Raw genomic sequence first — 23,509 nt, forward strand, 5'->3', positions numbered from 1 at the left:
TCCTCGCGGCGAGAGTCTTACTTATGGCGCGTCTCGTCGTTGGGAGCAACCCCGCCCGGTACCCGGAAGCTGGAAGAGCGGCGCTTCGCGCCTGGAAGACCCGGCTTCGCCGGAGCGGTAAGCTTTAAGCCGTAAGCCATCAGAAAACCCCACGACCGCAAGGTCCGTGGGGTTTTCACTTACCGCATAAAGCTTATGGCTTATGGCTCCGGCGCCGCCGGGTCAGGCATCGATGCGCTTGTACTTCATGCGGTGCGGGGTGTCGTCGCCGACGCGCTTCTTGTGATCCGCCTCGTACTCGGTGTAGTTGCCCTCGAAGAACTCCACGTGGGAGTCCCCCTCGAACGCCAGGATATGCGTGGCGATGCGGTCGAGGAACCAGCGGTCGTGGGAGATCACCAGGGCGCAGCCGGGGAAGGCCAGCAGCGCCTCCTCCAGTGCCCGCAGGGTCTCGATGTCGAGGTCGTTGGAGGGCTCGTCAAGCAGCAGCACGTTGGCGCCCTGCTTGAGGGTCTGGGCCAGCTGCAGGCGACCGCGCTCACCGCCGGAGAGCTCGCTCAGGCGCTTCTGCTGGTCGTTGCCCTTGAAGTTGAAGCGCCCCACATAGGCCCGCGAGGAGACCTCGTAGCCGTTGATGTTGAGAATGTCCTGGCCGTCGGAGACCGACTCCCACACCGTCTGCTTGTCGTCCAGGGCGTCGCGCAGCTGCTCGACATGGGCGATGTCGACGGTATCGCCGATCACCACCTCGCCACCGTCGGGCTGCTCCTTGCCGGTGATCAGCTTGAACAGCGTCGACTTGCCGGCGCCGTTGCCGCCGACGATGCCGACGATGGCGCCCTTGGGCACGCTGAAGGTCAGGTCCTCGTAGAGCAGCTGGCCATCGAAGGCCTTGCGGACGTCATGGAACTCGATGACCTTGTCGCCCAGGCGCGGGCCGGGCGGAATGTAGATCTCGTTGGTCTCGTTGCGCTTCTGGAAGTCGCCGGACTGCATCTCCTCGAAGCGGTTGAGGCGCGCCTTGCTCTTGGCCTGGCGGCCCTTGGCGTTGCTGCGCACCCACTCCAACTCGTGCTTGATGGCCTTGTTCTTGGAGGCCTCCTGCTTGGCCTCCTGCTCGAGGCGCTTCTCCTTGGCCTCCAGCCAGCCGGAGTAGTTGCCCTCGAAGGGGATGCCCTGGCCGCGGTCGAGCTCGAGGATCCAGCCGGCCACGTTGTCGAGGAAGTAGCGGTCGTGGGTGATCGCCACCACGGTGCCGCTGTAGTCGTGCAGGAAGCGCTCCAGCCAGGCCACCGACTCGGCGTCGAGGTGGTTGGTAGGCTCGTCGAGCAGCAGCATGTCGGGGCTGGAGAGCAGCAGGCGGCAGAGCGCCACGCGGCGCCGCTCACCGCCGGAGAGGTTGCCCACGCGGGCCTCCCAGGGCGGCAGGCGCAGGGCCTCGGCGGCCACTTCCAGCTTGCGGTCGAGGTTGTGGGCGTCCGAGGCCTCGATGATGTTCTCGAGTCGCGCCTGCTCGCTGGCCAGGGCATCGAAATCGGCGTCCGGCTCGGCATAGGCGGCGTAGACGGCGTCGAGCTTCTCCTGGGCGTCCTTGATCTCGCCCAGGGCCTCTTCCACGGTCTCGCGGACGTTCTTGTCGTCGTCGAGCTGCGGCTCCTGGGGCAGGTAGCCGACATTGATGCCCGGCATGGGGCGTGCCTCGCCCTCGAACTCGGTGTCGACGCCGGCCATGATGCGCAGCAGGGTCGACTTGCCCGCGCCGTTGAGGCCCAGCACGCCGATCTTCGCGCCCGGGAAGAAGGAGAGGGAGATATCCTTGAGGATCTGCTTCTTGGGGGGCACGACCTTGCCCACCCGGTTCATGGTGTAGACGTATTGCGCCATGGAGTTCCACTTGGTTGAAGGATTGGCTGACCCACGGATGATAGAGCCCGCAACAGGCAAAGGCCAGCCAAAGGCCCGCTCCGGCGGGGCTACTCCTCTTCGTCGATGGCCCAGTCATCCTCGATGGCGCGGCGCAATCGCCGCTCCTCGAGCAGCGCCTCCACGCGGCGTCGAGCGCGCAGGGTGTCGGCGCGACTGCTGGCGCGGGGGCGCGCGTAGTCGTCATCGTTCATGGCGTCGGAGAGTTCCTGGTCGTCATCGTATCCAGGATCGAGAAGGTGTTCACGGCCCATGTGGTGTTCCTCCCATGGCCAGGGGTCGACGGGCGTCGACCGGTCACGTATCGCTTCTCATCCCCTGTGCGTCTGTGGAATCCGAAGCGCCCAGGCAACGGGGTTGCCTGGGCGCTGTATATATGCAACGCGCGTGGAGTACAAGCCCCGCGCGCAAATTTCCTCGCTCACCGCCCGTTCGGCGGTGCATTTACTCCAGGCCGTGCTCGGCCTTGAGGCGCTCCAGCTCCTGCTGGGCCTCGACGCGCTCGGTGACGTCCTTCTGCACGCCGATGTAGTAGGTCAGGTTGTCATCGTCGTCATGCACCGGCGTGATCGAGAGCTCGTTGTAGAACAGGGTGCCGTCCTTGCGGTAGTTGCGCAGCACCGTGCGGCAGGGGCGACCCTCGGCCAGTGCCTTGCGGATGGCCACGAGGCCCTCCTGGTCGCGATCATCGTTCTGCAGGAAACGGCAGTCCTGGTAGAGGATCTCGTCGGCGCTGTAGCCGGTCAGGCGCTCGAAGCCCTGGTTCACGTAGATCAGGATGTTCTCGTCACCCTCCTGTTCGGCGACCACGATGCCGTCCTCGGAGGCATCGATGATGCGCTCGAGCAGGTCAGGGCTGATCAGTGGGGATCGTTTCATGTTGGGCGTTCCATATGGGGCGTTCCTGTCGCGGATCCTTTCCTGGCCGCCTGGGGCGACGACGTGCGTATTGCGGTCACGTATTGCGGTCAAGTGTGCCAGATATCATGGCCAGTGGGCGCATGGATTTCAACGCGGCACGCGGCTGGCCGCTCGCCGTCGAGGCCAGGCGATCACTCTACCTCGGGGAGCCGGCTGGCACTGGCGGCGGCGGCCAGCGCCATGGCGGCGAGTACCACCAGCAGGGCGGGGCTGCCCAGCCACTGGCCAAGGGCGCCCACCGCACCGCCCACCACCAGCAGCAGCACGCCGGTGATGGTGTTGGAGAGCGCCACATAGAGGGCGCGGTTGTCGCCATCGGCCATGTCGACCACATAGGTCTTGCGGCCCAGGCGCACCCCGGCGTGCACGATCACCAGCAGCGCATAGACCAGGGCATAGGGCCATACCGTCTGGGTCCAGCCGCCCGGCAGCCAGGTGATGGCGGCGCCGAGCAGGCAGCAGGCCGCCGCGCCCAGGCCGGCGTCGCGCATCACCCGCCGGCTCGAGGTGTCGGCGCGCTTGCCCCATACCGGGCTTGCCAGCATGCCGGCGAGTCCCGAGACCACTATCAGCACCCCCAGGCCGCCCAGTTCGGTGCCACTCTGCTGCTGGCCGAGCAGCGCCACCCAGGGCAGCGCCAGGGCGCTGGCCAGCAGCAGGGTGCGGGAGACGTTGAAGTGCAGGAAGGCGCGATCCTCTCGCAGCAGGCGCAGCCCCAGCTTGATGCTGTCCCAGGCGTTCGCGCCGCCCTCCACCGCGCCGGGAGCCTCGCGAATGCGCGCCGCGCACAGGGCGTTCAGCGCCCAGCCCAGGGCCGCCACCCCGAGCAGCACGGCCAGGGCGATCTCGCCGGGGCGGTCCTCGAAGAGCATCAGCACGCCGCCGGCGGCCAGGGTCACGGCGCCCGCCACGCTGCCGCTCCAGCCCATCAGGGTGCCGCGGCGCCGCTTGGCGATGGTCTTGCCCAGCACATCCTTGGTGGCGATGGAGGAGAGCCCGCGGGCCAGCGAGAGTGCCACCAGGGCGGCGAGCACCAGGGCCCCGCCGATGCCGCCCGAGCCGAACAGCGCGAGCAGGGCCAGTGCCGCGGCGGCGGCGGCCTGGAGCAATCCGCCGGCCACCCACACCCACTTGCGTTGTGGCTTGAGGCGGATGAAGCCGGCCACGAACAGCTGCGGCAGCAGGGCGCCGGATTCGCGGATCGGCACCAGCAGGCCCACCATCCACAGCGGGGCGCCGATCACCCCCAGCAACCAGGGCAGCACCAGCCTTGCACTGGAGAGCTCGTCGGCCAGCTTGTTGCCCAGCGAGGCGATCAGGTGCAGGAAGAAGCTGCGCGGCTGCTCATCGCAGGCCTCGTCGGGAATGTCCTTGCACATCCGGCTGTCATCGTCACCGGTCAGCCGCTCGTAGAGGCGGCGCTGGCTGATCTCGGGGGCGGCCATCGTGGCTCCTCGCTGGTAGGATGGGGCCACCATTGTCGCGACAGGGAGGCCGCCGTGTCACCTATCACTCGCGTCGGCGTCCCTGGGCCGCTCGACCGCACTACTTGCCGGAGGCCGGCCCCATGACCCGCGACGGCCAGGCAATGCTCCACGGCCTCGGCGCGGTGGCGCTGTGGTCTACCGTTGCCACCGCCTTCAAGGTGGCGCTGGGCTACATGAGCCCGCTTGAGCTGATGTGGCTCGCCTCGCTGGTCTCCTGGGCGCTGATCGGCGTGCTGGTGGCCCGCCAGGGGCTCGCCGGCCAGGCGCTGCGCCACGGCTGGCGCACCGCCGCCTGGGCGGGGCTGATGAATCCGGTGGCCTACTACCTGATGCTGTTCGGCGCCTACGATCGCCTGCCGGGCCAGGAGGCCATGGCGCTCAACTACACCTGGGCGCTGGCCATGGCCTTCCTGGCCGTGCCGATCCTCGGCCAGCGGCTGACCCGCATGGACGTCGTGGCCGGGCTGATCGCCTATTCGGGGGTGTGGGTGATCGCCACCCGCGGCGCGGTCTTCGACGTGGCCTTCGCCGATCCGCTCGGGGTGGGCATGGCGCTGGCCTCGACCCTGGTCTGGGCGCTCTACTGGCTGCTCAACGCCCGGGACCATCGCCCGCCGCTGGTGGCCCAGTGGCAGAACTTCAGCGTCGGGCTGCCGGTGCTCACGCTGCTGCTGCTGGCCGGCCCCGGCCTTCAATGGCACGGCTGGCCGGCGCTGGGCGCCGGGGTCTACGTGGGGTTGTTCGAGATGGGCATCGCCTTCGTGCTGTGGCAGCTGGCCGTGCACGGGGTGTCGCGCACGTCCAGGGTCTCCAACCTGATCTTCCTGTCGCCGCCGGTGTCGCTGTTGCTGCTCTATCTGGTGGTCGACGAACCAATCCTGGCCTCGACGCTGGTCGGCCTGGTGCTGATCCTCGCCGGCCTCGGGCTGCAGCAGTGGCAGAAGGCCCCGGCACCGGCGGCACAGCCATGAGTCAACCCGCCCGGTCGGCCTTGAGTCGGTCGTAAGCCCCGGGCCGTCAGTCAGCCCTGCGCCTCGGCCAGTGTCAGGCCGTTCTCCTCGAGCAGGGGGGCGAGTTCGGGCCACACGGTGTCGAGAATCATCGGCTGGGCGGCGGCGGTGGGATGGATGCCGTCGTCCTGCATCAGGTTATCGTCAAGCGCCACGCCTTCGAGCAGGAAGGGCACCAGCGGCAGGTCGAAGTCATCGGCCAGGCGCCGGTAGACCCCGGTGAAGGCATCGCGGTAGGCGCGTCCATAATTGGGCGGGATGTCGATGCCCAGCAGCAGCACCTCGGCGCCCGCCTCTCGGCTCGCCTCGACCATGCGTCGCATATTGGCCTGAAACTGCCCTGGCGGCAGGCCGCGCAGGCCGTCGTTGCCGCCCAGTTCGAGCAGAACGATGTCGGGGGCATGCTGTCCGAGAAGCTCGGGCAGCCGGGCCGCGCCGCCGCTGGAGGTCTCGCCACTGATGCTGGCGTTGACCACCCGCGCCTTCCCGTCGAGCCGCGCCTGGAGCAGACTGACCCAGCCCCGGTCGGCCTCGATGCCGTAGGCGGCACTCAGGCTGTCGCCCATCACCAGCAGCGTGGGGCGTCCGTCGGCCGACACCGCGCCCGCGCCCAGCGCAAGCGCCAGGGACAGCAGCCAGCCCAGCGCCCAGCGCCATGCCACATCAGGGAGTCCCTTCTTCATGAATGCTACCTCTCGCAAGGATACGACGCCGATTCTACACGCCGAGCGGCTGAGCAAGCAGGTTATCAGCGGCGAGCGACGGCTCACCATTCTGAGTGACCTGGCGATCTCGGTGTTCCCCGGCGAGACGGTGGCGATCCTCGGCCAGAGCGGCGCCGGCAAGTCGACCCTGCTGGGGCTGCTGGCCGGGCTCGATCTGCCCACCGACGGCGACCTCGAGATGTTCGGCCATCGGCTCGCCGATCTCGACGAGGATGGTCGGGCGCGGCTGCGCGCCGGCCGCGTCGGCTTCGTGTTCCAGAACTTCCAGCTGCTGCCGACCCTCACCGCCCTGGAGAACGTGCTGCTGCCGCTGGAGCTCTCGCCGCGCTCCGACAGCGAGCAGCAGGCGCGGGAGTGGCTCACGCGGGTGGGCCTGAGCGAGCGCCTCGACCACCTGCCCAAGCAGCTCTCCGGCGGCGAGCAGCAGCGCGTGGCCCTGGCGCGGGCCTTCGTTACCGGCGCCGAGCTGGTGTTCGCCGACGAGCCCACCGGCAACCTCGACCCCGACACCGGCGAGCGCATCATCGACGCCCTGTTCTCGCTCAACCGCGAGGCGGGCACCACCCTGGTGCTGGTCACCCACGACCACGCCCTGGCGCGGCGCTGCGACCGCTGCCTGCGCCTGGCGCATGGCCGCCTGGAGGAGCTGCATCTCGACGAGGTGAGCGCATGAGCCTCTCGGTCCTGCGCCTGGCGCGCTTCTCGGCCCGGGGGCTCGCCCGTGACCTGCGCGCGCCTGATGTGCGTGCGCTGTTCGTGGCACTCGCCCTGGCGGTGGCCGCCTCCACCATGATCGGCTTCTTCCTCGACCGCCTGGACCGCGGCCTGAGCCGCCAGGCCAGCCAGCTGCTGGGCGGCGACCTGGTGCTGGAGCAAGGGCGGCCCTTCGACAGCGAGCTGCGCGCCACCCTCGAGGAGGCGGGCCTGGTACTCAGCGACCAGGTGGACATGGTCTCCATGGTCAGCCTGGGGGACGCCTTCCAGCCCGCCAGCCTCAAGGTGGTGGATGGGCGCTATCCGCTCTATGGCGGGGTGCACGTCGACCTGGGGGAGGGCGTCGAAGTAGTGGCCCGTGGCCCGGCTCCCGGTGAGGTGTGGCTGGCGCCGCGCCTCGCGCTGCTGCTCGAGGCCGAGATCGGCGACCGCGTGCGCCTGGGCGAGAGCGAGCTGACGGTCGGCGGCCTGGTGGAGCGCGAACCCGACCAGTCCGCGGGCTTCGGCAGCTTCAACCCGCGGCTGATGATGCATCGCGACGACATGCAAGCCACCGAGCTGGTCCAGGATGGCTCCCGGGTGGAGTTCGAGCTGCTGGCCGCCGGGCCGCCGGACATCCTCGACGACCTGTCGCCCCTGCTGGAGCGCCTGCGTCGCGACGGCGTGGAGGTCCGCGACGTGCGTCGCGACCGCCCCGGACTCGGCAGTGCCCTGGAGCGCGCCGAGCGCTACCTTAGCCTGGCGGGGCTCGCCGCGGTGCTGCTGGCCGGCGTGGCGGTGGCGATGTCCACCCGACGCTATGTCGACCGCCACCTGGATACCGCCGCGCTGCTGCGCTGCTTCGGCGCCACCCAGGGCGAGCTGACGCGGTTGTTCGGCCTGCAACTGCTGTGGCTGGCGCTGGCGGCCTCGCTGCTGGGGGCCCTGCTGGGCCTGGCCGGTCAGGCCGCGCTGCTGGCGCTGCTGACGGCGCTGCTGCCCATGGAGCTTCCGGCCCCGGGCATGCTGCCGCTGTGGCTCGGGGTGTTTACCGCCCTGGCGGTGCTGGTGGGCTTCGCCGGGCCGACCCTGCTGCGTCTCAAGCGAGTCAGTGCCCTCAAGGTGCTGCGTCGCGAGCTCGACCCACTGCCGGCCTCGGCCTGGCTGGTGGTAGCGGTGGCCAGCGGCGTCTTCGGCGGGCTGCTGTGGCTCTACTCCGGCGACCCGGCCCTGGCGCTGGGCCTGCTGCTGGGAGGCCTGGTGATGCTGGTGGTGCTGTGGGGGCTGGGCTCGCTGCTGCTCGGCGGCGTGCTGCGCCTGGCCGCGCGCCTGCCGCGTGACGGGGCGGAGGCCGGCGTCACCCAGGCGCTGCGCCTGGGCGGTGCCCAGCTGGCGCGCCGGCGCACCGCCAGCCTCGGCCAGCTGCTGGCCTTCGCCGTGACCTTCTTCGCCATGGCGATGATCGCCCTGGTACGCGGCGACCTGCTCTCTACCTGGGAGGCGCAGCTCCCCGCCGACACCCCCAACTTCTTTGCCATCAATATCCAGCCCCACGAGCGCGAGGCCTTCGAGGCCTCGCTCAGCGGTGCCGCCGATGCGCGCAGCGCCCTCTACCCCATGGTGCGTGGGCGCATCACCGCCATCAACGGCATGGATCCGCGCGAGGCGGTGCCTCCGGAGGCCAGCGGCGACAACGCCCTGCGCCGCGAGCTCAACCTCACCTGGCGCGAGACGCTGCCCGAGGGCAACCGCCTGGTGGCGGGAGAGTGGTTCGGTGCGGCACAGGGTGCCGAATCCGGCGGCTGGTTCGACGAGGTAGCCGCCGAGCCCGACACGCCACCCGATGCCGAGCGGGTGCCGATCTCCATGGAGGACGGCCTGGCCGAGCGCTTCGGTCTGGCCCTGGGCGACACCCTGACCTTCACCATCGGCGCCGCCGATGTAGTCGGCGAGGTGACCAGCCTGCGCGACCTCGACTGGGACAGCTTCCGTCCCAACTTCTACGTCATCTTCCCGCCCGGCGTGCTGGAACGCTTCGGCCACAGCTATATCACCGCCTTCCATCTCGACGATGCGGAGCGCGAGGTGCAGCGCAACCTGGTGCGCGATTTCCCCGGCGTCACCCTGCTCAATGTCGACGCCATCCTCGCCCAGGTGCGCGACCTGCTGACACGGGTGACTCGTGCCGTGGAGGTGGTGCTGGCCTTCGTGCTGCTGGCCGGCGTCAGCGTGCTGTATGCGGCGCTCACCGCCAGCCTTCCGGTGCGCGCCCACGAGAGCGGCCTGCTGCGGGTCTTCGGCGCCGGCAACCGCCTGCTCTCCCGGGTGCAGGGCGCCGAGTTCGCCATCCTCGGCCTGGCCAGCGGCCTGATGGGGGCATTGCTCGCCGAGCTGGCCAGTGCCGCGCTCTACCTGGCCTGGCTCGACCTGACCCCGCGCCTGCACCCGTGGCTATGGCTGGCGCTGCCGCTGGGCGGGGCGCTGGCGATCGGCGCCATCGGCCACCTGCTCTCCCGGAACCTGCGCCGCCAGGCCCCGGCGACGAGCCTGGGCCTGCTCGGCGAGACCTGAGGAGAACGGCATGCAGAGCAAGACATGAAACAGGACACCCTGCGCTACCGGCTGCTGGATGCCCAGCTCGAACTGGCCCGCCGCGGTGACCGCGCGGTGGTGATGCTGCTGACCGGCCATGCGGTGACCCACAAGGGCCAGCTGGTCAATCGCCTCAACCACTGGCTCGACAACCGCCATACCGAGGTGCACGCCCTCGCGCTCAGCGGCGAGGAGCAGGCCCGGCCCTACTGGTGGCGCTACTGGCGGCGGGTGCCGGAGCGCGGGCGGGTCGGCATCTTCATCCACGGCTGGCATGGCGACGCGCTGTTCGCCCGCGCCGAGCGGCGGCTCTCCGCCGGCGCCTTCGAGGATCGCCTGGCCAGGATCCGCGAGTTCGAGGCCGAGCTCGCCGCCGAAGGGGTGGTGCTGATCAAGCTGTGGATGGATATCGGCCGCCACGCCCAGCGTGAGCGCCTGCAGGCACTGCAGGCCGATCCGGCGCATGCCTGGCAGGTGGGCCCGGTGGAGTGGCAGCGCCACGTCCAGCATGCCGCCATCCAGGCACTGGGCCGGCGCCTGCGTGACGCTACCCAGGCCCCCCATGCCCCCTGGCAACGGCTGGCGCTGCGCGCCCCGGACGACCAGCTGCCGCGGGTGGGCGAGGCGCTGCTGAGCGCCCTCGAGGCGCCTGGTGCCTCAGCGCCGCCGATAGTGTCCGCGTCGCTGGCGGCCCTGCCCGATGCCCCCGCGCTGCGCCTTGCCGACCCCGAAGTGGCGGAGAAGCTCGCCAAGTCCCGCTACCGCGAACGCCTGGCCGAGGCCCAGGCGCGGCTGGCGATCAACGCGCGGGAGGTCGCCCGGCGCCGCCTGCCGGTGGTCATCGTCTTCGAGGGGCTGGATGCGGCGGGCAAGGGCGGCAGCATCCACCGCCTGACCGCGGCGCTGGATGCGCGTCAGTACCGCGTGCATCGCATCGCCGCGCCCAGCGATGAGGAGCGCCTGCGCCCCTGGGCCTGGCGCTTCTGGCGACGCCTGCCCGCCGATGGGCGCATCGCCATCTTCGATCGCAGCTGGTACGGCCGCGTGCTGGTGGAGCGAGTCGAGGCGCTCGCCAGGCCCGAGGAGTGGCGGCGCGGCTTCGCCGAGATCCGTCAGTTCGAGCAGCAGCTGCTCGAGCACGGCGGGGTGGTGATCAAGCTGTTTCTCGCCATCAGCAAGCAGGAGCAGCTGCGCCGCTTCGAGGCCCGCGCCGCTACACCCCACAAGCGTCACAAGCTGACCGACGAGGACTGGCGCAATCGCGAGCGCTGGGACGACTATCGGCTGGCCATCGACGAGATGTTCGCCGCCACCCACCGCCACGGCGCCGAATGGACGCTGGTCGGCTGCGATGACAAGCGTCGCGCCCGGCTGACGGTCATCGATACGGTCAATGCCCACCTCGAGGCACGCCTGCAGTCCTCCCACTAGGCTAGACTGCTGCCAGACCCCACGATCACACAGCTCGATCACACAGCTCGATCACACACGGAGGTGACCCCATGCGTTTCCCGAATCCTGTCCTGTCGCGCCGGGCGCTGCCCCTGGCGCTTGCCCTGCTGGCCAGCGCCCCGGCAGCCGCCGATGTCGAGCGTCTCGAGAGCGACCTGCGCGCCCTGGTCGGCGAGCGCGGCGAGCTGGTCATCGGCGACCTTTCCACCTCGCTGCTGGGTGGCGAGCCCCGCGCCGAAGACCTGCGCTTCGCGAGCCACGACGGCGAGACGCTGTGGATCGACCGCTACGTGGTGAAGGGGGACTACGCGCGCCCGGACAGCGTCACGCTGGAGGGCATCCGTGTGGCGGGGATCCGCCTGGAGGACGCCCCGCAGGAACTGGAGGGCTCCCTGACGCTGGGCGTCGGGCGCATCGTGCTGGATGATCCCGGCAGCGCCGTGCCGCCCCGCGACGACGAGGCGCTGGCGGAGGAGTGGCTCGATGTGATGACCCTCACTGAGCTCAGCCTGGAGCACCCCGAGGGGATGCTCGCCTCCCTGGCCAGTCTCGACCTGGATGGCGACTTCGAGGACGGCGAGGGCGGGCTTGCCCTCGAGGCCCTGGCGGTCGACCTGGACCGCCTGATCACGCTCTCCCCCGAGGAGGAGCGCACCCGCCTGCGCATGGCCAGCAACGTGCTGACCGACGGTAGCGGCCAGTTGCGCCTGGATGCCGACTTCGATGCCCGCTGGGAGCCCGAGGGCGAGCAGACAGGAAGGCTGTTCAGTGACGGTGAGCTGACCCTGCGCGATGCCCTGGTCATGGCGATCGACCTGGAGAGCCTGCTGGCCCTGCCCGAAGGAGCGGAGGTCGCCACGCTTCTGGCCGACGGGACGCTGCTGGAGGAGGCCGCCCTGGGTGGCGGCCGGTTCGAGCTGCGCCTCGCCGAGCGCGGGCTCTTCGCCCGTCTGGCGACCCTGGGCGCGGCCATGGAGGGCATCAGCGAGGCCCAGTATCTCGAGCAGGCGCGTACCCAGGCCGAGGGCTTCGGGATGATGTTCGGCCCACAGGTGCGTGAGCTGTTCAACGGCCTGGTCGACCTCATGGCCGGCGGTGCCGAAGAGCTTTTGGTCACCCTCGACCTTCCCGCCGAGGAGCGTCTCGAAAGCTTCGCCGACGACCCCCTGGCACTGCCCGAGCGGTTCGCCATGCAGGTGGAGACACGCTGAGCCCGGCACCCTGCCGCGAAGATGAGCGCGCAGCGGGTGGCGGTGACGCCGATTCATGTTACAGGTCATGTGAAAGGTACATGGGGCTGGGGTATCATGCCGGGACCTACCTTACTCCCGTGATATGAGGTTTTCTGCCGATGTTCAGCCGTGACATGACGATTGCCGGTTTCGATGATGCCCTCCTGGATGCCATGCAGAAGGAAGTGCAGCGCCAGGAGGCCCATATCGAGCTGATCGCTTCCGAGAACTACGCCAGCCCCCGGGTGATGGAGGCTCAGGGCAGCCAGCTGACCAACAAGTATGCGGAAGGCTATCCCGGCAAGCGCTACTACGGCGGCTGCGAATACGTCGATGTCGTCGAGCAACTGGCCATCGACTACGCCAAGCAGCTGTTCGGGGCCACCTACGCCAACGTCCAGCCCCACTCCGGCTCCCAGGCCAATGGCGCCGTCTTCCAGGCCCTGATCAAGCCCGGCGACACCGTACTCGGCATGAGCCTGGATGCCGGCGGCCACCTGACCCACGGTGCCAAGCCCAACTTCTCCGGCAAGCACTACAATGCGGTGCAGTACGGTATCGACGAGGCCGGCCGCATCGATTACGAGGAAGTCGCCAAGCTGGCCCGTGAGCACCGGCCGAAGATGATCATCGCCGGCTTCTCCGCCTACTCCCAGATCATCGACTGGGCCAAGTTCCGCGAGATCGCCGACGAGGTGGGCGCCTACCTGCTGGTCGACATGGCCCATGTGGCCGGCCTGGTGGCCGCCGGCGTCTACCCGACCCCGCTGCCCCACGCCCACGTGGTGACCACCACCACCCACAAGACCCTGCGCGGTCCCCGCGGCGGCCTGATCCTCTCCAGCGAGGGCGACGAGGCGATGGAGAAGAAGCTCCAGTCCGCGGTCTTCCCGGGCAGCCAGGGTGGCCCCCTGGAGCACGTCATCGCCGCCAAGGCGATCTGCTTCAAGGAGGCCATGGCGCCAGAGTTCAAGGCCTACCAGCAGCAGGTGGTCAAGAATGCCCAGGTGATGGCCAGCGTGTTCATCGAGCGCGGCTTCGATATCGTCTCCGGTGGCACCGAGGACCACCTCTTCCTGCTCTCGCTGATCAAGCAGGAGTTGACCGGCAAGGATGCGGATGCCGCCCTGGGCCGCGCCCATATCACCGTCAACAAGAACGCCGTGCCCGGCGACCCGCAGAGCCCCTTCGTCACCTCCGGCCTGCGCATCGGCACCCCTGCGGTGACCACTCGCGGCTTCGGCGAGGGCGAGTGCCGGGACCTGGCCGGCTGGATCTGCGACATCCTCGACGTGATGGCGAAGGGCGACGACTCCACCGCCATCGAGGCCGAGGTCAAGGCCAAGGTCGCCACCGTCTGCACCAAGTTCCCGGTCTATCGCTGATCGCTGCGACGGGCCGCCTGCGGCCCGTCTGACGTTCGCGTAATCTCCCGCAAGGCCCAGCCAGGTACTCCGCCTGGCTGGGCCTTCTCGTATCCGAACAACCCAAGCCGTTGAAAATCCTGGTATTGACATATCGTGATTTATTTGTTTGCGGGCCTTCCTGGGCACGGCTACCTTTAGTTACAGCTGTCAGGTTAAGCAAAGCTGTCTGCTTCATGGTGCATCCCGTCTCATCTCACGCGAGCCCAGGCTCCCCCGGTGAACTCCAATGAACGGCAAAGGCGAAAGAACAGACCTGCAACGTGCCTTGCGGTTATGTCGGGAAGCCTTCGCTTCGGTTGGCTTCTTCAGCCTGTTCGTCAACCTGCTGATGCTGGTGCCGGCCATCTACATGCTGCAGGTCTACGACCGGGTCCTCTCGACCCGCAGTCCCGACACCCTGCTGGTACTCACCGGGGTGGTGGTCTTCCTCTTCGTCATCATGGGTCTGCTCGAGCTGGTGCGCTCGCGCATCCTGGTGCGTGCCGGTAACCGCCTCGACACCCTGCTCAGCGACCGGCTCTACCGCGCCATGTTCCGGCGCAGCCTGGCCAGCGAGGGCGGCGGGTCGGCCCAGCCCCTCGACGACCTCGCCAACCTGCGCCAGTTCTTCTCCGGCAACGGCCTGCTGGCCATCTTCGACATGCCCTGGGTGCCCGTCTTCCTGGCGGTGCTGTTCCTCTTCCACCCCTGGCTGGGGGTCTTCGCCACCGCCTCCGGCCTGCTGTTGTTGGTGCTGGCGCTGGCCAACGAGAAGGCCACCCAGCCGCTGCTGAGCGAGGCGCAGGGCGAGAAGATCAAGGCTCGCGAGCAGCTGGTGGCCAACCTGCGCAACGCCGAGGTGCTGCATGCCATGGGCATGCTGCCGGGCCTCATGGCACGCTGGTCAACCCGCCACCAGCGCCACCTGGCGGGCACGTCCCGAGCCAGCGACCGCTCGGGCACCCTGACCAATCTCTCCCGCGTGCTGCGCCTGCTGGCCCAGTCCCTCATCCTGGGCCTGGGCGCCTGGCTGGTGCTGCGTGGTGAGCTGACGCCAGGCATGATGATCGCAGGCTCCATCATCATGGGGCGGGCGCTGGCCCCCATCGACCGCATGATCGGCTCCTGGAAGAGTTTCGTCTCGGCGCGTGGTGCGTACGATCGCCTGGACAGCTTGCTCAGGAAGATCCCCGACGACCAGGAGCGGATGTCGCTGCCGGCGCCGCGGGGCGAGATGGTGGTGGAGGGCGTGGCCGCGGCGCCTCCCGGCAGTCGCACGCCGACCCTGCGCGGCATCCAGCTGGCGGTGGCGCCCGGCGAGCATATCGGCATCATCGGCCCCAGCGCCGCCGGCAAGTCGTCGCTTGCCCGGGTGCTGCTCGGCATCTGGCCGCCGCTGGTCGGCACCGCCCGTCTCGACGGCGCCGACATCGCGCTGTGGAACCGCGACGAGCTCGGCCCCCACGTCGGCTACCTGCCCCAGGACATCGAGCTCTTCGAGGGCAGCGTGGCCGAGAACATCGCTCGCTTCGGCGAGGTAGAGACCGAGGCCGTGGTGGTCGCCGCGCGCAAGGCCGGGGTGCACGAGATGGTGCTGGCCCTGCCCGAGGGCTACGACACCCTGATCGGCCCCGGCGGTGCCGGCCTCTCCGGCGGCCAGCGCCAGCGCATCGCCCTGGCTCGTGCGCTCTACGGCAACCCGGTGCTGGTGGTGCTCGATGAGCCCAACGCCAGCCTCGACGACCGCGGCGAATACGCCCTGCGCGCCGCTCTCGCCACCCTCAAGCGCGAGGGGGTCACGCTGTTCGTGATCAGCCACCGCACCCACCTGCTCAAGGGCATGGACAAGCTGTTGATGCTGCGCGACGGCCAGATCCAGATGTTCGCACCTACCGCCGAGGTGATCGCCAGCCTCGCCGGCAAGACGAGTCCCATGCCCGCCGCGAATGCCGCCAAGGTGGTGCGGGGGCGCATGGCGGCGGTGGCCCCGGGCCAGGCGCCCTCGGCACCGTCTGCTCCGGTAGGAGGAGAAACGCCATGAGCCGCGAACCGACATTCGAGCCCGGTGCCAAGAGCCTGCAGGCCGAGCGCGGCGAAGCATCGGGCCCCAGTACCCTGGAGGGCGAGTACGCGGTGCAGGTGCCGGTCGATAGCCGTCGCCACCAGCGCCTGGGCATGCTGGTGCTGCTGCTGGCGCTGGGCGGTTTCGGCGGCTGGGCCTTCACCGCCAACCTGGCGGTGGCCGTGGTGGCCCCGGGGCATGTCACCGTCGAGTCCTTCCGGCGTTCGGTGCAGCACCTGGAGGGCGGGGTGGTGAGCGAGATCCTGGTCGAGGATGGCGACCATGTGGCCGCCGGCCAGCCGCTGGTGGTGCTGGACGATACCCGTGCCCGCGCCCAGCTGCAGATCGTGCGCGCCCAGTACCTGGTGGGCAAGGCCACCGAGCTGCGCCTGCTCGCCGAGCAGCGCGGCGACGAGGCGCTGGCCTTCCCCGCCGCTCTGCTCGAGAGCGACCAGCCCCGAGTGCAGGCGATGCTGGATGTCCAGCAGGCGCTGTTCCGGGCCCGTCGGCAGTCCCTGCGCGGTACCCTCGAGGCCCTCGACGAGCAGGCCATTCAGCTCGAGCAGCAGGTCGAGGGGCTCGCCGAGATGGTGCGCTTCGGTGAGCAGGAACTTGGCTCGCTGAGCGTCGAGGCGCGCGACCTGCGCGGCCTGTTCAAGAGGGGCATGGTCAGCAACCAGCGGCTGCGCGAGGTGGAACGCGACCGTCTCGAGCTCTCCCGCGAGGTCGCGGGGTACCGTTCCGATATCGCCCGCCTCGGCTCCCAGATCAGCGAGAGCCACATGCAGCGCGAGATCCGCCTGCAGGAGTTCTACAGCGACATCGGCGAGCAGCTGCGCCAGGCCCAGGTCAGCGTCACCGAAGCCGAGGAGCGCATCAGCGCCCTGGCCGACCAGGTAGCACGAACCACCCTGAAGGCGCCGGTGGCCGGCATCGTGGTCGAGCGTCGTGTCCACTCGGTGGGCGACGTGGTGCGCCCCGGGGATCCGCTGCTCGACATCGTGCCCGCCGACGGTCGCTTCCTGGTCGAGGCCCGGGTGGTCGATCGCGACATCAATCGTCTGCATCCCGGTCAGCATGCAGAGATCCGCTTCACCGCCTTCAACCAGCGAACCACCGACGTCATCGCCGCCGAGGTGGTCTTCGTCAGCGCGGACAGCCAGCAGGACGAGGCCACCGGCGCGCGTTTCTATCGGGTGCGCCTGCGGGTCCTGGACACCGAGCGTGAGAAGCTCGATCGGCAGATGCAGCTGCTCGCCGGCATGCCCGCCGAGGTCATGATCCACACCGGCCAACGCACCTTCGCCAGCTATATCACCAAACCGATCACCGACATCCTGGCCAGGGCCATTCGCGAGGCCTAGGTAGCCATATCCCTGCCACCATCACACGGAAGGAAATGCCCCGGTATGTCGTCACATGAACCCCCGATCCATCTGGTGACCGAGTCGACGCCACAGTCGCAGCTCTTCGCCGACTACCTGCATCGTCAGCTGGGGTGCGCGGCTATCCTGCTTTCGCCCCGCCTCAATGGCAGGCCGCGAAGCGAAGGCAGACGGCTGGTCCTGCTGGATATCGACCACCTGGACGAGGCCGATCTCCACGCCTGGCAGCTGCGAGCCGCCGAGCAGCCCGAGATGTACCTCGCCGCCTTTAACCTTAACGATGAGACCCAGGCCGTGGAACTGCTCTCTGCCATCCACCTCCAGGGTGTCTTTTATCGCACCGACAGCCTCGACCTGATCTGCAAGGGGCTGAAGCTGCTGCTCCAGGGCAAGCCCTGGATGTCGCGGTCGCTGATGGCACGGTTACTCGAGTACTACCGCCAGCGACAGATCAATCTCTATCGCCCCTCGTGCGGCCTGACCCGCCGCGAGCTGGAGATCATCGGCATGCTGGGCTCGGGGGCGTCCAACCTCGAGATCTCCGAGCAGCTGTTCGTCAGCGAGCACACGGTCAAGTCCCATCTCTACAACATCTTTCGCAAGATCGACGTGCACAGTCGTGGTCAGGCGATCAACTGGACCCGACGCCACCTCGGTGCTCCGCCCCCCCTCCAGAAGCATAAGCGCTGCCAGGACTAGTCGTGACCTCCCCGGACCCCTGAGGCCCCGGCGTCACGCCTCTCGGGGGTCGACGCTCGTCGCCCCGCTACCTCTCCTGCCCCGCGCAGGAGTGCTTCCTCCCCGTGACCGCGACCCTCCAGCCCCTCATCCTTCCGGACGAGCGCTCTCGGCGTGCGCCCGGCCCGTACACCGCTCGCCGGATCGAGGCCTTTAGTCACCAAGGTATGAGGTTTTCTCATCCATGCTGATGAGTGTTTCTCATCAGTTTTCGAAAGAAGAATGAGGTGATCTGACGTTGCGAGAGGCAAAAGATTGGTATCCGTCGCCTGCGTAAATGACCACTGCAACTCACTGGCTTGGCTAGCTTTCAGTTAGGAGGGTTCGGCTGCCATCTGGTCTTGCGCCGGCACCCGCCACCATCGCGATATCTGACGGCAAGGGAGAAGGGACATGTCAAACCACGAAGACCTCCTGGAGATCAGCGGACCGATCACGGTCGATGAGTCGGCGGGTCAGCAGGACGACGAGATCGATGTCTCGCTGCCTGGGCTGCCGGACCTGATCACCAACATCTATTCGGATCCAGATTACGGCGAGCCCGCGAACCTGGCCTACCGGCAAGACATGATCAGCACGCCCGACGGGTTCACCGAGATCGGCTGGGCGGACCAGGACGGCGATCCCATCAGCGACCTCGACACCAGCCTGTTCGCCCTCGATCCCGATAGCGAGGACTATGAGCCGGTCACGCTGAACGTCGCCGATGGTGATGACAAAGTGCTGATCGGCACCACGGCATCAGGCAACGTCGCTTTCATCGCAGTGATCGTGCCCAACGCCGATGGCACCTCGTCCGACGTCTACCTGCTGGACTACCTGCCCAAGCAGCATGACGATGGCACGGAGCTTGACGATACCGCCGTTCTCGATGAGCTCTCCGTCGCCGTCACCGGCACCGGCCTCCAGCCATTCGACTTCGGCGGCGCCCCGGCGGGGCAGAACGCCTTCATGGCCTTCGGTGACCCTGACGGCCTGTCCATCGTGGTCACCGGCACCGCCGAGGGCCAGACCGTCAACAGCAGCAAGGCCAACGACACCTCCCTGGGCGCCAACAACCAGAACGTAGACCCAGGTGAGGCCCTGGTGGTGACCTATGTCAGCGGCATGGACCCCAACTATCTGGTACCGGACCTGACCTCGACCGAGGCCAAGGATGCCGGGAATATCCAGTTCGGTTCACTGCAGACGGCGCAGGTGGCCTCGGTCACGTTGGTCAAGTTCACTCCGCCCAAGGCCGAGTCGGTGGTGCACATCACCGCGCTGCTCACCGGCCAGGAAGAGGGCACCGACTTCATTCCGGGCATCACCGACGGTGACCCCACGGTCCCGATAACCGCGGTCTTCGTCAATGGCGTGGCGTGGGACTTCACGACCAATGGCGATACCGTCGTGATCGAAGGCGTGAAGAACAACGACACCATCACCTTCCAGACCGAGGGCGACCATAACCGCTTCATCGTCGAGAACGGCCAGCCCGAGAAGGGGGCCGGGTCCAACGTCAGCTGGAACATCGGCGGCATCGCCGTCGGCGAGTCGGTCGAGGAGAGCGACCACGACCCCATCACCCTCCGCTTCGATGACGACGGGCCGATGCTGGACGTCTTCCGCACCGACACCGCGGCGCCGAGCCTGACCACCCAGGACGCCGACACCATCGGCGATGCCAGCGACACGGCCAGCGACGACTTCTCGCTGCTGTTCGACCTGACCCAGGACATGGGCGCCGACGACAACGGCACCCCGGCCAGCCTGGCCTACAGCCTGTCGATCGGGGGTGGCATGGCCGACACCGGGCTGACGAGCGACGGTAACCCCATCACCCTGGTGATGGATGGCAATGACATCGTCGGCCGGACCACGGTGGGCGGTGTGGTGACGGATATTTTCCGCATCGGCGTGGATAATGCCGCCGGCAACGAGGGCAGGGTCACCCTGACCCAGTATGCCGAGATCGATCATACCGACGAGCTGGCGGACGGTATTGCCACCAACAACGACGTCAATAACCTGGGGCTGGCCCCGGCCAGTGTGCGGCTCACTGCCTCGGCCACCATCGTGGACGGCGATAACGACAGCGCCGACGATTCGGAGACCGTCGACATCGGCGACAGGCTCAGTTTCGACGACGATTTGCCCGAGCTGTCATCCATCGACGACGGCGTGGTGGACTTCGAGGCGGGTGACTTCTACGCGGACGACGCCTTCCTCGACTACGGTGCCGACGGCCATGGCAGTTTCGTCATCACCGGCTACACGGATCTGCCCGGCGCCTCAGGCCTTGGTCCGATCATCGAGACCCTGTCGGAGGGTGACACCGTACTGACCTATTCGAACGCGGATGGCCCTCTCTTCCGCCTCACCCTCGATCAGGACGCCGACGGTGGCTACCGCTTCGACGTGCTCCAGGGCCCGCCTCAGGTGCCCGGCGGTGAGTCGGAGACGCGACCCTGGGAGGGTGACCTGACGCTCGAGTTCGATGTGAGGGCCTTTGATGGCGACGACGATGCCGTCGACGGCCGCTTTCAGGTCTTTATCGACGGCACCCCCGAGGGAGGTGGTGAAGGAGAAGGCGAAGGAGGAGATGGCGAAGGAGGAGGTGGTGAAGGAGGAGGTGGTGAAGGAGGCGAAACAGGCGAAACAGGCGAAACAGGCGAAACAGGCGAAGGCGGTGGCGAGACTCCCCTGCCGCCGATCGAGGAGGGCCTCCTGTAATCCCCGACACCCGGCAAGAGCCACCTGCATGGTTAGCGTCGGCCCGCATTTCGCGGGCCGACGTCGTTCTGTTGCCTGTCGCCCCTTCGATACGTTGCCCAGTGATAACGATGGGGTCGCCATCGTCTACCACACCGTTAGTAGCCCTCGTCGTCCATCTTGCACTACCTGTCGGGTCCCGTGTGATTGACCACTCGTTTGGTAAATAACTCAGGTCGCTTGGCCTGCCACTCCTTCATCGCCGTGATCGGTGATTGATGGTGCAGCGCCTTCTGAGGGATGTGGTGATTGTACAGCCAAGCGTAGCGTTTGAGCGTCTGCTCCAGGTCCTCGCCTGAGGTATAGCGCCGGGTCGCCAGCACGTCGCTGATGCGGCCGTTGAACCGCTCCACCATACCGTTCGTCTGTGGCCTTCCCGGCTTGATCAGGCGATGTTCGATACCATGGGCCTGGCACTCCTGGTCGAAGGGGTGGCGGCCGCTGGGCTTGCGCTCACCTGTCCGCGTGAAGCGATCGGTGAACGACTTGCCGTTGTCGGTGAGCACCGTCTGGATCGTGAAGGGAGCCTTCTCCTCCACACGCTTCATGAACGCCTTGGCATCCTTGGCGGACTGGCTGCGTCTGACCTCCAGATAGACCCAGCGTGTGGCACGGTCGATGGCGACATACAGGTAGCGCTTCTGCTCCTCATCAGGCATCTGAGGCAGGTGCTTGATGTCGATATGCACGTACCCGGGTTCGTAGTCCTTGAAGGGCTTGTGCCGGGGCTTCCCATCATCACCAGCGTCCTGCCGAGCCAGTTCTGCCAGTGTCGGCACCTCGCGGCGCCGGAGCATGCGGTGCAGGCCTGAGCGAGACAGTCGAGGGTTCAGGAACTCACGTGCCACGACGAGCAGATCATCCAGGCCGAGGCGCAGGAATTCGCGCGCTGCGATCAGCACCTCCTCCTGCTCGGACGTGAGGGTGGCCAGCAGGTTGTGACGCGTGTGCGGTCGGTCATGGACATCATCACGGTACCGCCAGCGCCGGATCGTCGCGGGGGAGACGCCATACTGGCGGGCCAGCTCGCTATCCGTGATGCTGGAGGGTGCCGCCTGGATTTCAGCACGGATCTTCGGTGTTGTCGTGGCCTGCTTATGCAGCTTGATGTCCATGAACCTGCTCCCGAATGAATTGCTGTAGAAGCTCTCTGGCTGCCAGCAGAGGATAACTCCTATAGCTCATTTGATCATCCGGGACCCTACAACTACCTGTTACTCCCTGTCCCATGAGGACCACCTCGGTTCATCGACTTTATCAGCAAACTCATGCCAAAGGAGGGGATGAAACCTGATCACCTGGCTCGTTTTTTAAAGGTTCCTGGAAGGGGTGGGGGTTACCTAAACCGCTATCCGGTATTCAGAACTTTGGTGCGTGCCTCCCCGGCTAATTGAGCAGTTTCCAACTGTGTGATGGCTAGCTTGAAGGTATGAGTGATCGAGTTGCCAGCCGTGCCCGCGGAAGACACACCAAGACGGCTTTCAAGGCCACCGACGACGACGGCAAGCCGGTAACTCACATCACGGGTACGGGGCATCAGGGAGGAGTGAGGCTGTCTCGCCAGGGGAGCATCCCACGAGAGGCTTCCGGCACAGGGAGTGGGCCTGGTCACAATCGCAAACGCGCGCAACGCGTGGGCAGTTCCTTGGAGGAACCTAGCCATGTCTGAATTACTTGTGAACATTACCGGCACTGACGTCACGATCGATGAGACCGCCGGTCTGCAGAATGGCGCCTCGACACCTCCGGGCGATGCCAACGACGACGATGTCCTGTACACGTCCATTCCTTTTGTTTTCTCCGACCGACTGGAGGCGCTGACGACCGACCCGGCGCTCGGGGCAGCCGAGAGCGACGGCGACGTGGTCACCTTCAGCCCAACCGGAGAACTCGGCAACGTCGCACTGACCCGCGCGAACGGCGAACTCCTGGACGGGGACGACAGCGGGCTCAAGACGACGGACGGTCAATCCATTTTTCTGTATACCGACACGGAAAATGACAACATCGTGCTCGGCCGCGCCGGGGAAGACGGCCCGATCGTTTTCGCCATCTATCTCGAGGAGACTGGCGGCACCCCGCCGACCGGCGCCAAGCTCTGGACGGTCCAGTACGAGGCGATCGATCACGGCGACGACGGCAACGACCACGACAGCGCCGTCGATCTCACCGGCCTGGTCCACGTCACCGCCTTCGAGGCGAACACCTTCGACTTCGCCAACGCGCCCTCGGGCAATAACCTCTTCATGGCGTTCGGCAACGAAAATCAGGCGCTGGTGATCACGGGCGAGGACCCGGCCAACGAGTCCGCGGGTGAAAACGTCTCGAGCGGTAGCACCGTCAACAGCAGCCAGGGCGGCGGCACTACCACGCTCGGCGTCGACGGGCAGCAGATCAAGGCCCAGCAGGCCATCGTCGTCACCTTCGTCTCCGGCGCAAAGGCGGATTATCTCGCCGGGCCCGACGCCGGAAATGACCCCGGACAGCCTCTCAGCCCGACCGAGGCGAACGACGAATCCAACATCCAGTTCGAAGGCTATGTCCTCGCCCAGGCGGCGGAGTTCACCATCTCGCAGATGACGCCGGGCAAGAGCAACACCACCACCAGCCTGGAGATCCACGCCTACCTGACCGCCGACGACAGCGGCGTTAACTATATCGACGGCAACCAGCTCGTCGACGGCGACGCGCCGATTAACATTACCACCGATTCGGTGGAGGTCCTCCGCGGCGGCTTCAACGTCGTTGGCACCCAGGGCGTCACCGTCAGCTACGATGGCAACGGGGTGGTCATCAAGGGCGTGAAGGACGGCGACGTCGTCCGTTACGAGACCGACAGCGACCATAACCGCGTGTTGATCCGCAACGACCAGCCGGAGAAGGGGGCGGGCAGCAACGTTTCCTTCGACCTCGGCGGCTTCACCCTCACCGAGGTGGCCGGCGACACCGACGAGATCGGCTCCAATATCTTCTTCGAGGACGACGGGCCGGCGATCGACCTGACGCTGGTCGAGGGCGCCTCGATCGACGTCGACGAGTCGCTGGGCACGACCGGCTCCTCGAAGGATGAAGAGGGTAACGCGGCGCCCGACGATGAGACTGGAGCGCCGGCCGGGGCCATCGGCTATG

General features: G+C 67.5%; 17 protein-coding genes. 11 read left to right on the plus strand and 6 right to left on the minus strand.

The window, feature by feature from the left end:
• Window positions 1-222: 222 nt before the first annotated feature.
• The 4 genes from ettA to RAN53_RS01805 form a co-directional block, all read right to left on the minus strand.
• Window positions 223-1,884: an energy-dependent translational throttle protein EttA gene (gene ettA, locus RAN53_RS01790; RefSeq protein ID WP_305795108.1), complete on the minus strand. Its 1,662-nt coding sequence runs from the start codon at window positions 1,882-1,884 to the stop codon at window positions 223-225.
• 89 nt (window positions 1,885-1,973) lie between these two features.
• Entirely contained in the window at window positions 1,974-2,177 is a 204-nt protein-coding gene (locus RAN53_RS01795; protein WP_161431032.1) for a PA3496 family putative envelope integrity protein, read from the minus strand.
• 190 nt (window positions 2,178-2,367) lie between these two features.
• Window positions 2,368-2,802 carry a PAS domain-containing protein gene (locus RAN53_RS01800; RefSeq protein WP_232912348.1) on the minus strand — a complete coding sequence of 145 codons (435 nt, stop codon included), beginning with the start codon at window positions 2,800-2,802 and terminating at the stop codon, window positions 2,368-2,370.
• A gap of 173 nt (window positions 2,803-2,975) precedes the next feature.
• Window positions 2,976-4,289 (minus strand): MFS transporter, encoded by a 1,314-nt coding sequence (locus tag RAN53_RS01805; RefSeq protein ID WP_305795109.1) that lies wholly within the window; start codon window positions 4,287-4,289, stop codon window positions 2,976-2,978.
• A gap of 122 nt (window positions 4,290-4,411) precedes the next feature.
• Here RAN53_RS01805 and RAN53_RS01810 point away from each other — a divergent pair, with 122 nt between their 5' ends.
• A complete protein-coding gene (locus RAN53_RS01810) occupies window positions 4,412-5,302 on the plus strand; it encodes a DMT family transporter (protein ID WP_305795110.1) in 891 nt (296 codons plus the stop codon).
• A gap of 50 nt (window positions 5,303-5,352) precedes the next feature.
• On the opposite strand, the gene RAN53_RS01815 is transcribed toward RAN53_RS01810, so the two are convergent.
• Window positions 5,353-6,024: an arylesterase gene (locus RAN53_RS01815; protein ID WP_305795111.1), complete on the minus strand. Its 672-nt coding sequence runs from the start codon at window positions 6,022-6,024 to the stop codon at window positions 5,353-5,355.
• On the opposite strand from RAN53_RS01815, the gene RAN53_RS01820 reads away from it, so the two are divergent.
• The 9 genes from RAN53_RS01820 (at window position 6,023) to RAN53_RS01860 (ending at window position 20,341) form a co-directional block, all read left to right on the plus strand.
• Entirely contained in the window at window positions 6,023-6,739 is a 717-nt protein-coding gene (locus tag RAN53_RS01820) for an ABC transporter ATP-binding protein (RefSeq protein WP_305795112.1), read from the plus strand. The genes RAN53_RS01815 and RAN53_RS01820 overlap by 2 nt on opposite strands.
• Complete coding sequence (locus RAN53_RS01825) at window positions 6,736-9,330, plus strand: ABC transporter permease (protein WP_305795113.1); 2,595 nt, start codon at window positions 6,736-6,738, stop codon at window positions 9,328-9,330. Before RAN53_RS01820 ends, RAN53_RS01825 begins: the two co-directional genes overlap by 4 nt.
• Before the next feature lie 24 nt (window positions 9,331-9,354).
• On the plus strand, window positions 9,355-10,782 hold the full coding sequence (locus RAN53_RS01830; RefSeq protein ID WP_305795114.1) for a polyphosphate kinase: 1,428 nt from the start codon (window positions 9,355-9,357) through the stop codon (window positions 10,780-10,782).
• Window positions 10,783-10,853: 71 nt separating this feature from the next.
• Entirely contained in the window at window positions 10,854-12,014 is a 1,161-nt protein-coding gene (locus RAN53_RS01835) for a hypothetical protein (protein WP_305795115.1), read from the plus strand.
• 140 nt (window positions 12,015-12,154) lie between these two features.
• The gene (glyA, locus tag RAN53_RS01840) at window positions 12,155-13,420 is read left to right on the plus strand and encodes a serine hydroxymethyltransferase (RefSeq protein ID WP_305795116.1); all 1,266 of its coding nucleotides are present in this window, start codon (window positions 12,155-12,157) and stop codon (window positions 13,418-13,420) included.
• 268 nt (window positions 13,421-13,688) lie between these two features.
• Window positions 13,689-15,482 (plus strand): type I secretion system permease/ATPase, encoded by a 1,794-nt coding sequence (locus tag RAN53_RS01845; protein WP_305795117.1) that lies wholly within the window; start codon window positions 13,689-13,691, stop codon window positions 15,480-15,482.
• Entirely contained in the window at window positions 15,479-16,867 is a 1,389-nt protein-coding gene (locus tag RAN53_RS01850) for an HlyD family type I secretion periplasmic adaptor subunit (protein ID WP_305795118.1), read from the plus strand. Before RAN53_RS01845 ends, RAN53_RS01850 begins: the two co-directional genes overlap by 4 nt.
• A 45-nt stretch (window positions 16,868-16,912) precedes the next feature.
• Window positions 16,913-17,587 (plus strand): LuxR C-terminal-related transcriptional regulator, encoded by a 675-nt coding sequence (locus tag RAN53_RS01855; RefSeq protein ID WP_305795119.1) that lies wholly within the window; start codon window positions 16,913-16,915, stop codon window positions 17,585-17,587.
• Between the two features lie 432 nt (window positions 17,588-18,019).
• A complete protein-coding gene (locus RAN53_RS01860) occupies window positions 18,020-20,341 on the plus strand; it encodes a DUF5801 repeats-in-toxin domain-containing protein (RefSeq protein ID WP_305795120.1) in 2,322 nt (773 codons plus the stop codon).
• A gap of 164 nt (window positions 20,342-20,505) precedes the next feature.
• Here the strand turns inward: RAN53_RS01860 and RAN53_RS01865 are convergent, their stop codons facing one another.
• Window positions 20,506-21,495 (minus strand): IS481 family transposase, encoded by a 990-nt coding sequence (locus tag RAN53_RS01865; protein ID WP_305795121.1) that lies wholly within the window; start codon window positions 21,493-21,495, stop codon window positions 20,506-20,508.
• 546 nt (window positions 21,496-22,041) lie between these two features.
• Here RAN53_RS01865 and RAN53_RS01870 point away from each other — a divergent pair.
• Window positions 22,042-23,509, plus strand: a 1,468-nt coding sequence (locus tag RAN53_RS01870) for a DUF5801 repeats-in-toxin domain-containing protein (protein WP_305795122.1), incomplete at its 3' end; no start/stop codon positions are given.

Source organism: Halomonas sp. SSL-5 (assembly GCF_030708455.1).
Classification (GTDB): Bacteria; Pseudomonadota; Gammaproteobacteria; order Pseudomonadales; family Halomonadaceae; genus Halomonas.

Excerpts from the sequence above, each read along its gene's own strand:
- RAN53_RS01850 (WP_305795118.1), top strand. The coding sequence starts at position 15,479 with ATGAGCCGCGAACCGACATTCGAGCCCGGTGCCAAGAGCCTGCAGGCC.
- RAN53_RS01860 (WP_305795120.1), top strand. The coding sequence starts at position 18,020 with ATGTCAAACCACGAAGACCTCCTGGAGATCAGCGGACCGATCACGGTC.
- RAN53_RS01855 (WP_305795119.1), top strand. The coding sequence starts at position 16,913 with ATGTCGTCACATGAACCCCCGATCCATCTGGTGACCGAGTCGACGCCA.
- RAN53_RS01845 (WP_305795117.1), top strand. The coding sequence starts at position 13,689 with ATGAACGGCAAAGGCGAAAGAACAGACCTGCAACGTGCCTTGCGGTTA.
- RAN53_RS01825 (WP_305795113.1), top strand. The coding sequence starts at position 6,736 with ATGAGCCTCTCGGTCCTGCGCCTGGCGCGCTTCTCGGCCCGGGGGCTC.
- RAN53_RS01805 (WP_305795109.1), bottom strand. The coding sequence starts at position 4,289 with ATGGCCGCCCCCGAGATCAGCCAGCGCCGCCTCTACGAGCGGCTGACC.
- ettA (WP_305795108.1), bottom strand. The coding sequence starts at position 1,884 with ATGGCGCAATACGTCTACACCATGAACCGGGTGGGCAAGGTCGTGCCC.
- RAN53_RS01795 (WP_161431032.1), bottom strand. The coding sequence starts at position 2,177 with ATGGGCCGTGAACACCTTCTCGATCCTGGATACGATGACGACCAGGAA.
- RAN53_RS01830 (WP_305795114.1), top strand. The coding sequence starts at position 9,355 with ATGAAACAGGACACCCTGCGCTACCGGCTGCTGGATGCCCAGCTCGAA.
- RAN53_RS01815 (WP_305795111.1), bottom strand. The coding sequence starts at position 6,024 with ATGAAGAAGGGACTCCCTGATGTGGCATGGCGCTGGGCGCTGGGCTGG.
- RAN53_RS01820 (WP_305795112.1), top strand. The coding sequence starts at position 6,023 with ATGAATGCTACCTCTCGCAAGGATACGACGCCGATTCTACACGCCGAG.
- RAN53_RS01800 (WP_232912348.1), bottom strand. The coding sequence starts at position 2,802 with ATGAAACGATCCCCACTGATCAGCCCTGACCTGCTCGAGCGCATCATC.
- RAN53_RS01835 (WP_305795115.1), top strand. The coding sequence starts at position 10,854 with ATGCGTTTCCCGAATCCTGTCCTGTCGCGCCGGGCGCTGCCCCTGGCG.
- glyA (WP_305795116.1), top strand. The coding sequence starts at position 12,155 with ATGTTCAGCCGTGACATGACGATTGCCGGTTTCGATGATGCCCTCCTG.
- RAN53_RS01810 (WP_305795110.1), top strand. The coding sequence starts at position 4,412 with ATGACCCGCGACGGCCAGGCAATGCTCCACGGCCTCGGCGCGGTGGCG.
- RAN53_RS01865 (WP_305795121.1), bottom strand. The coding sequence starts at position 21,495 with ATGGACATCAAGCTGCATAAGCAGGCCACGACAACACCGAAGATCCGT.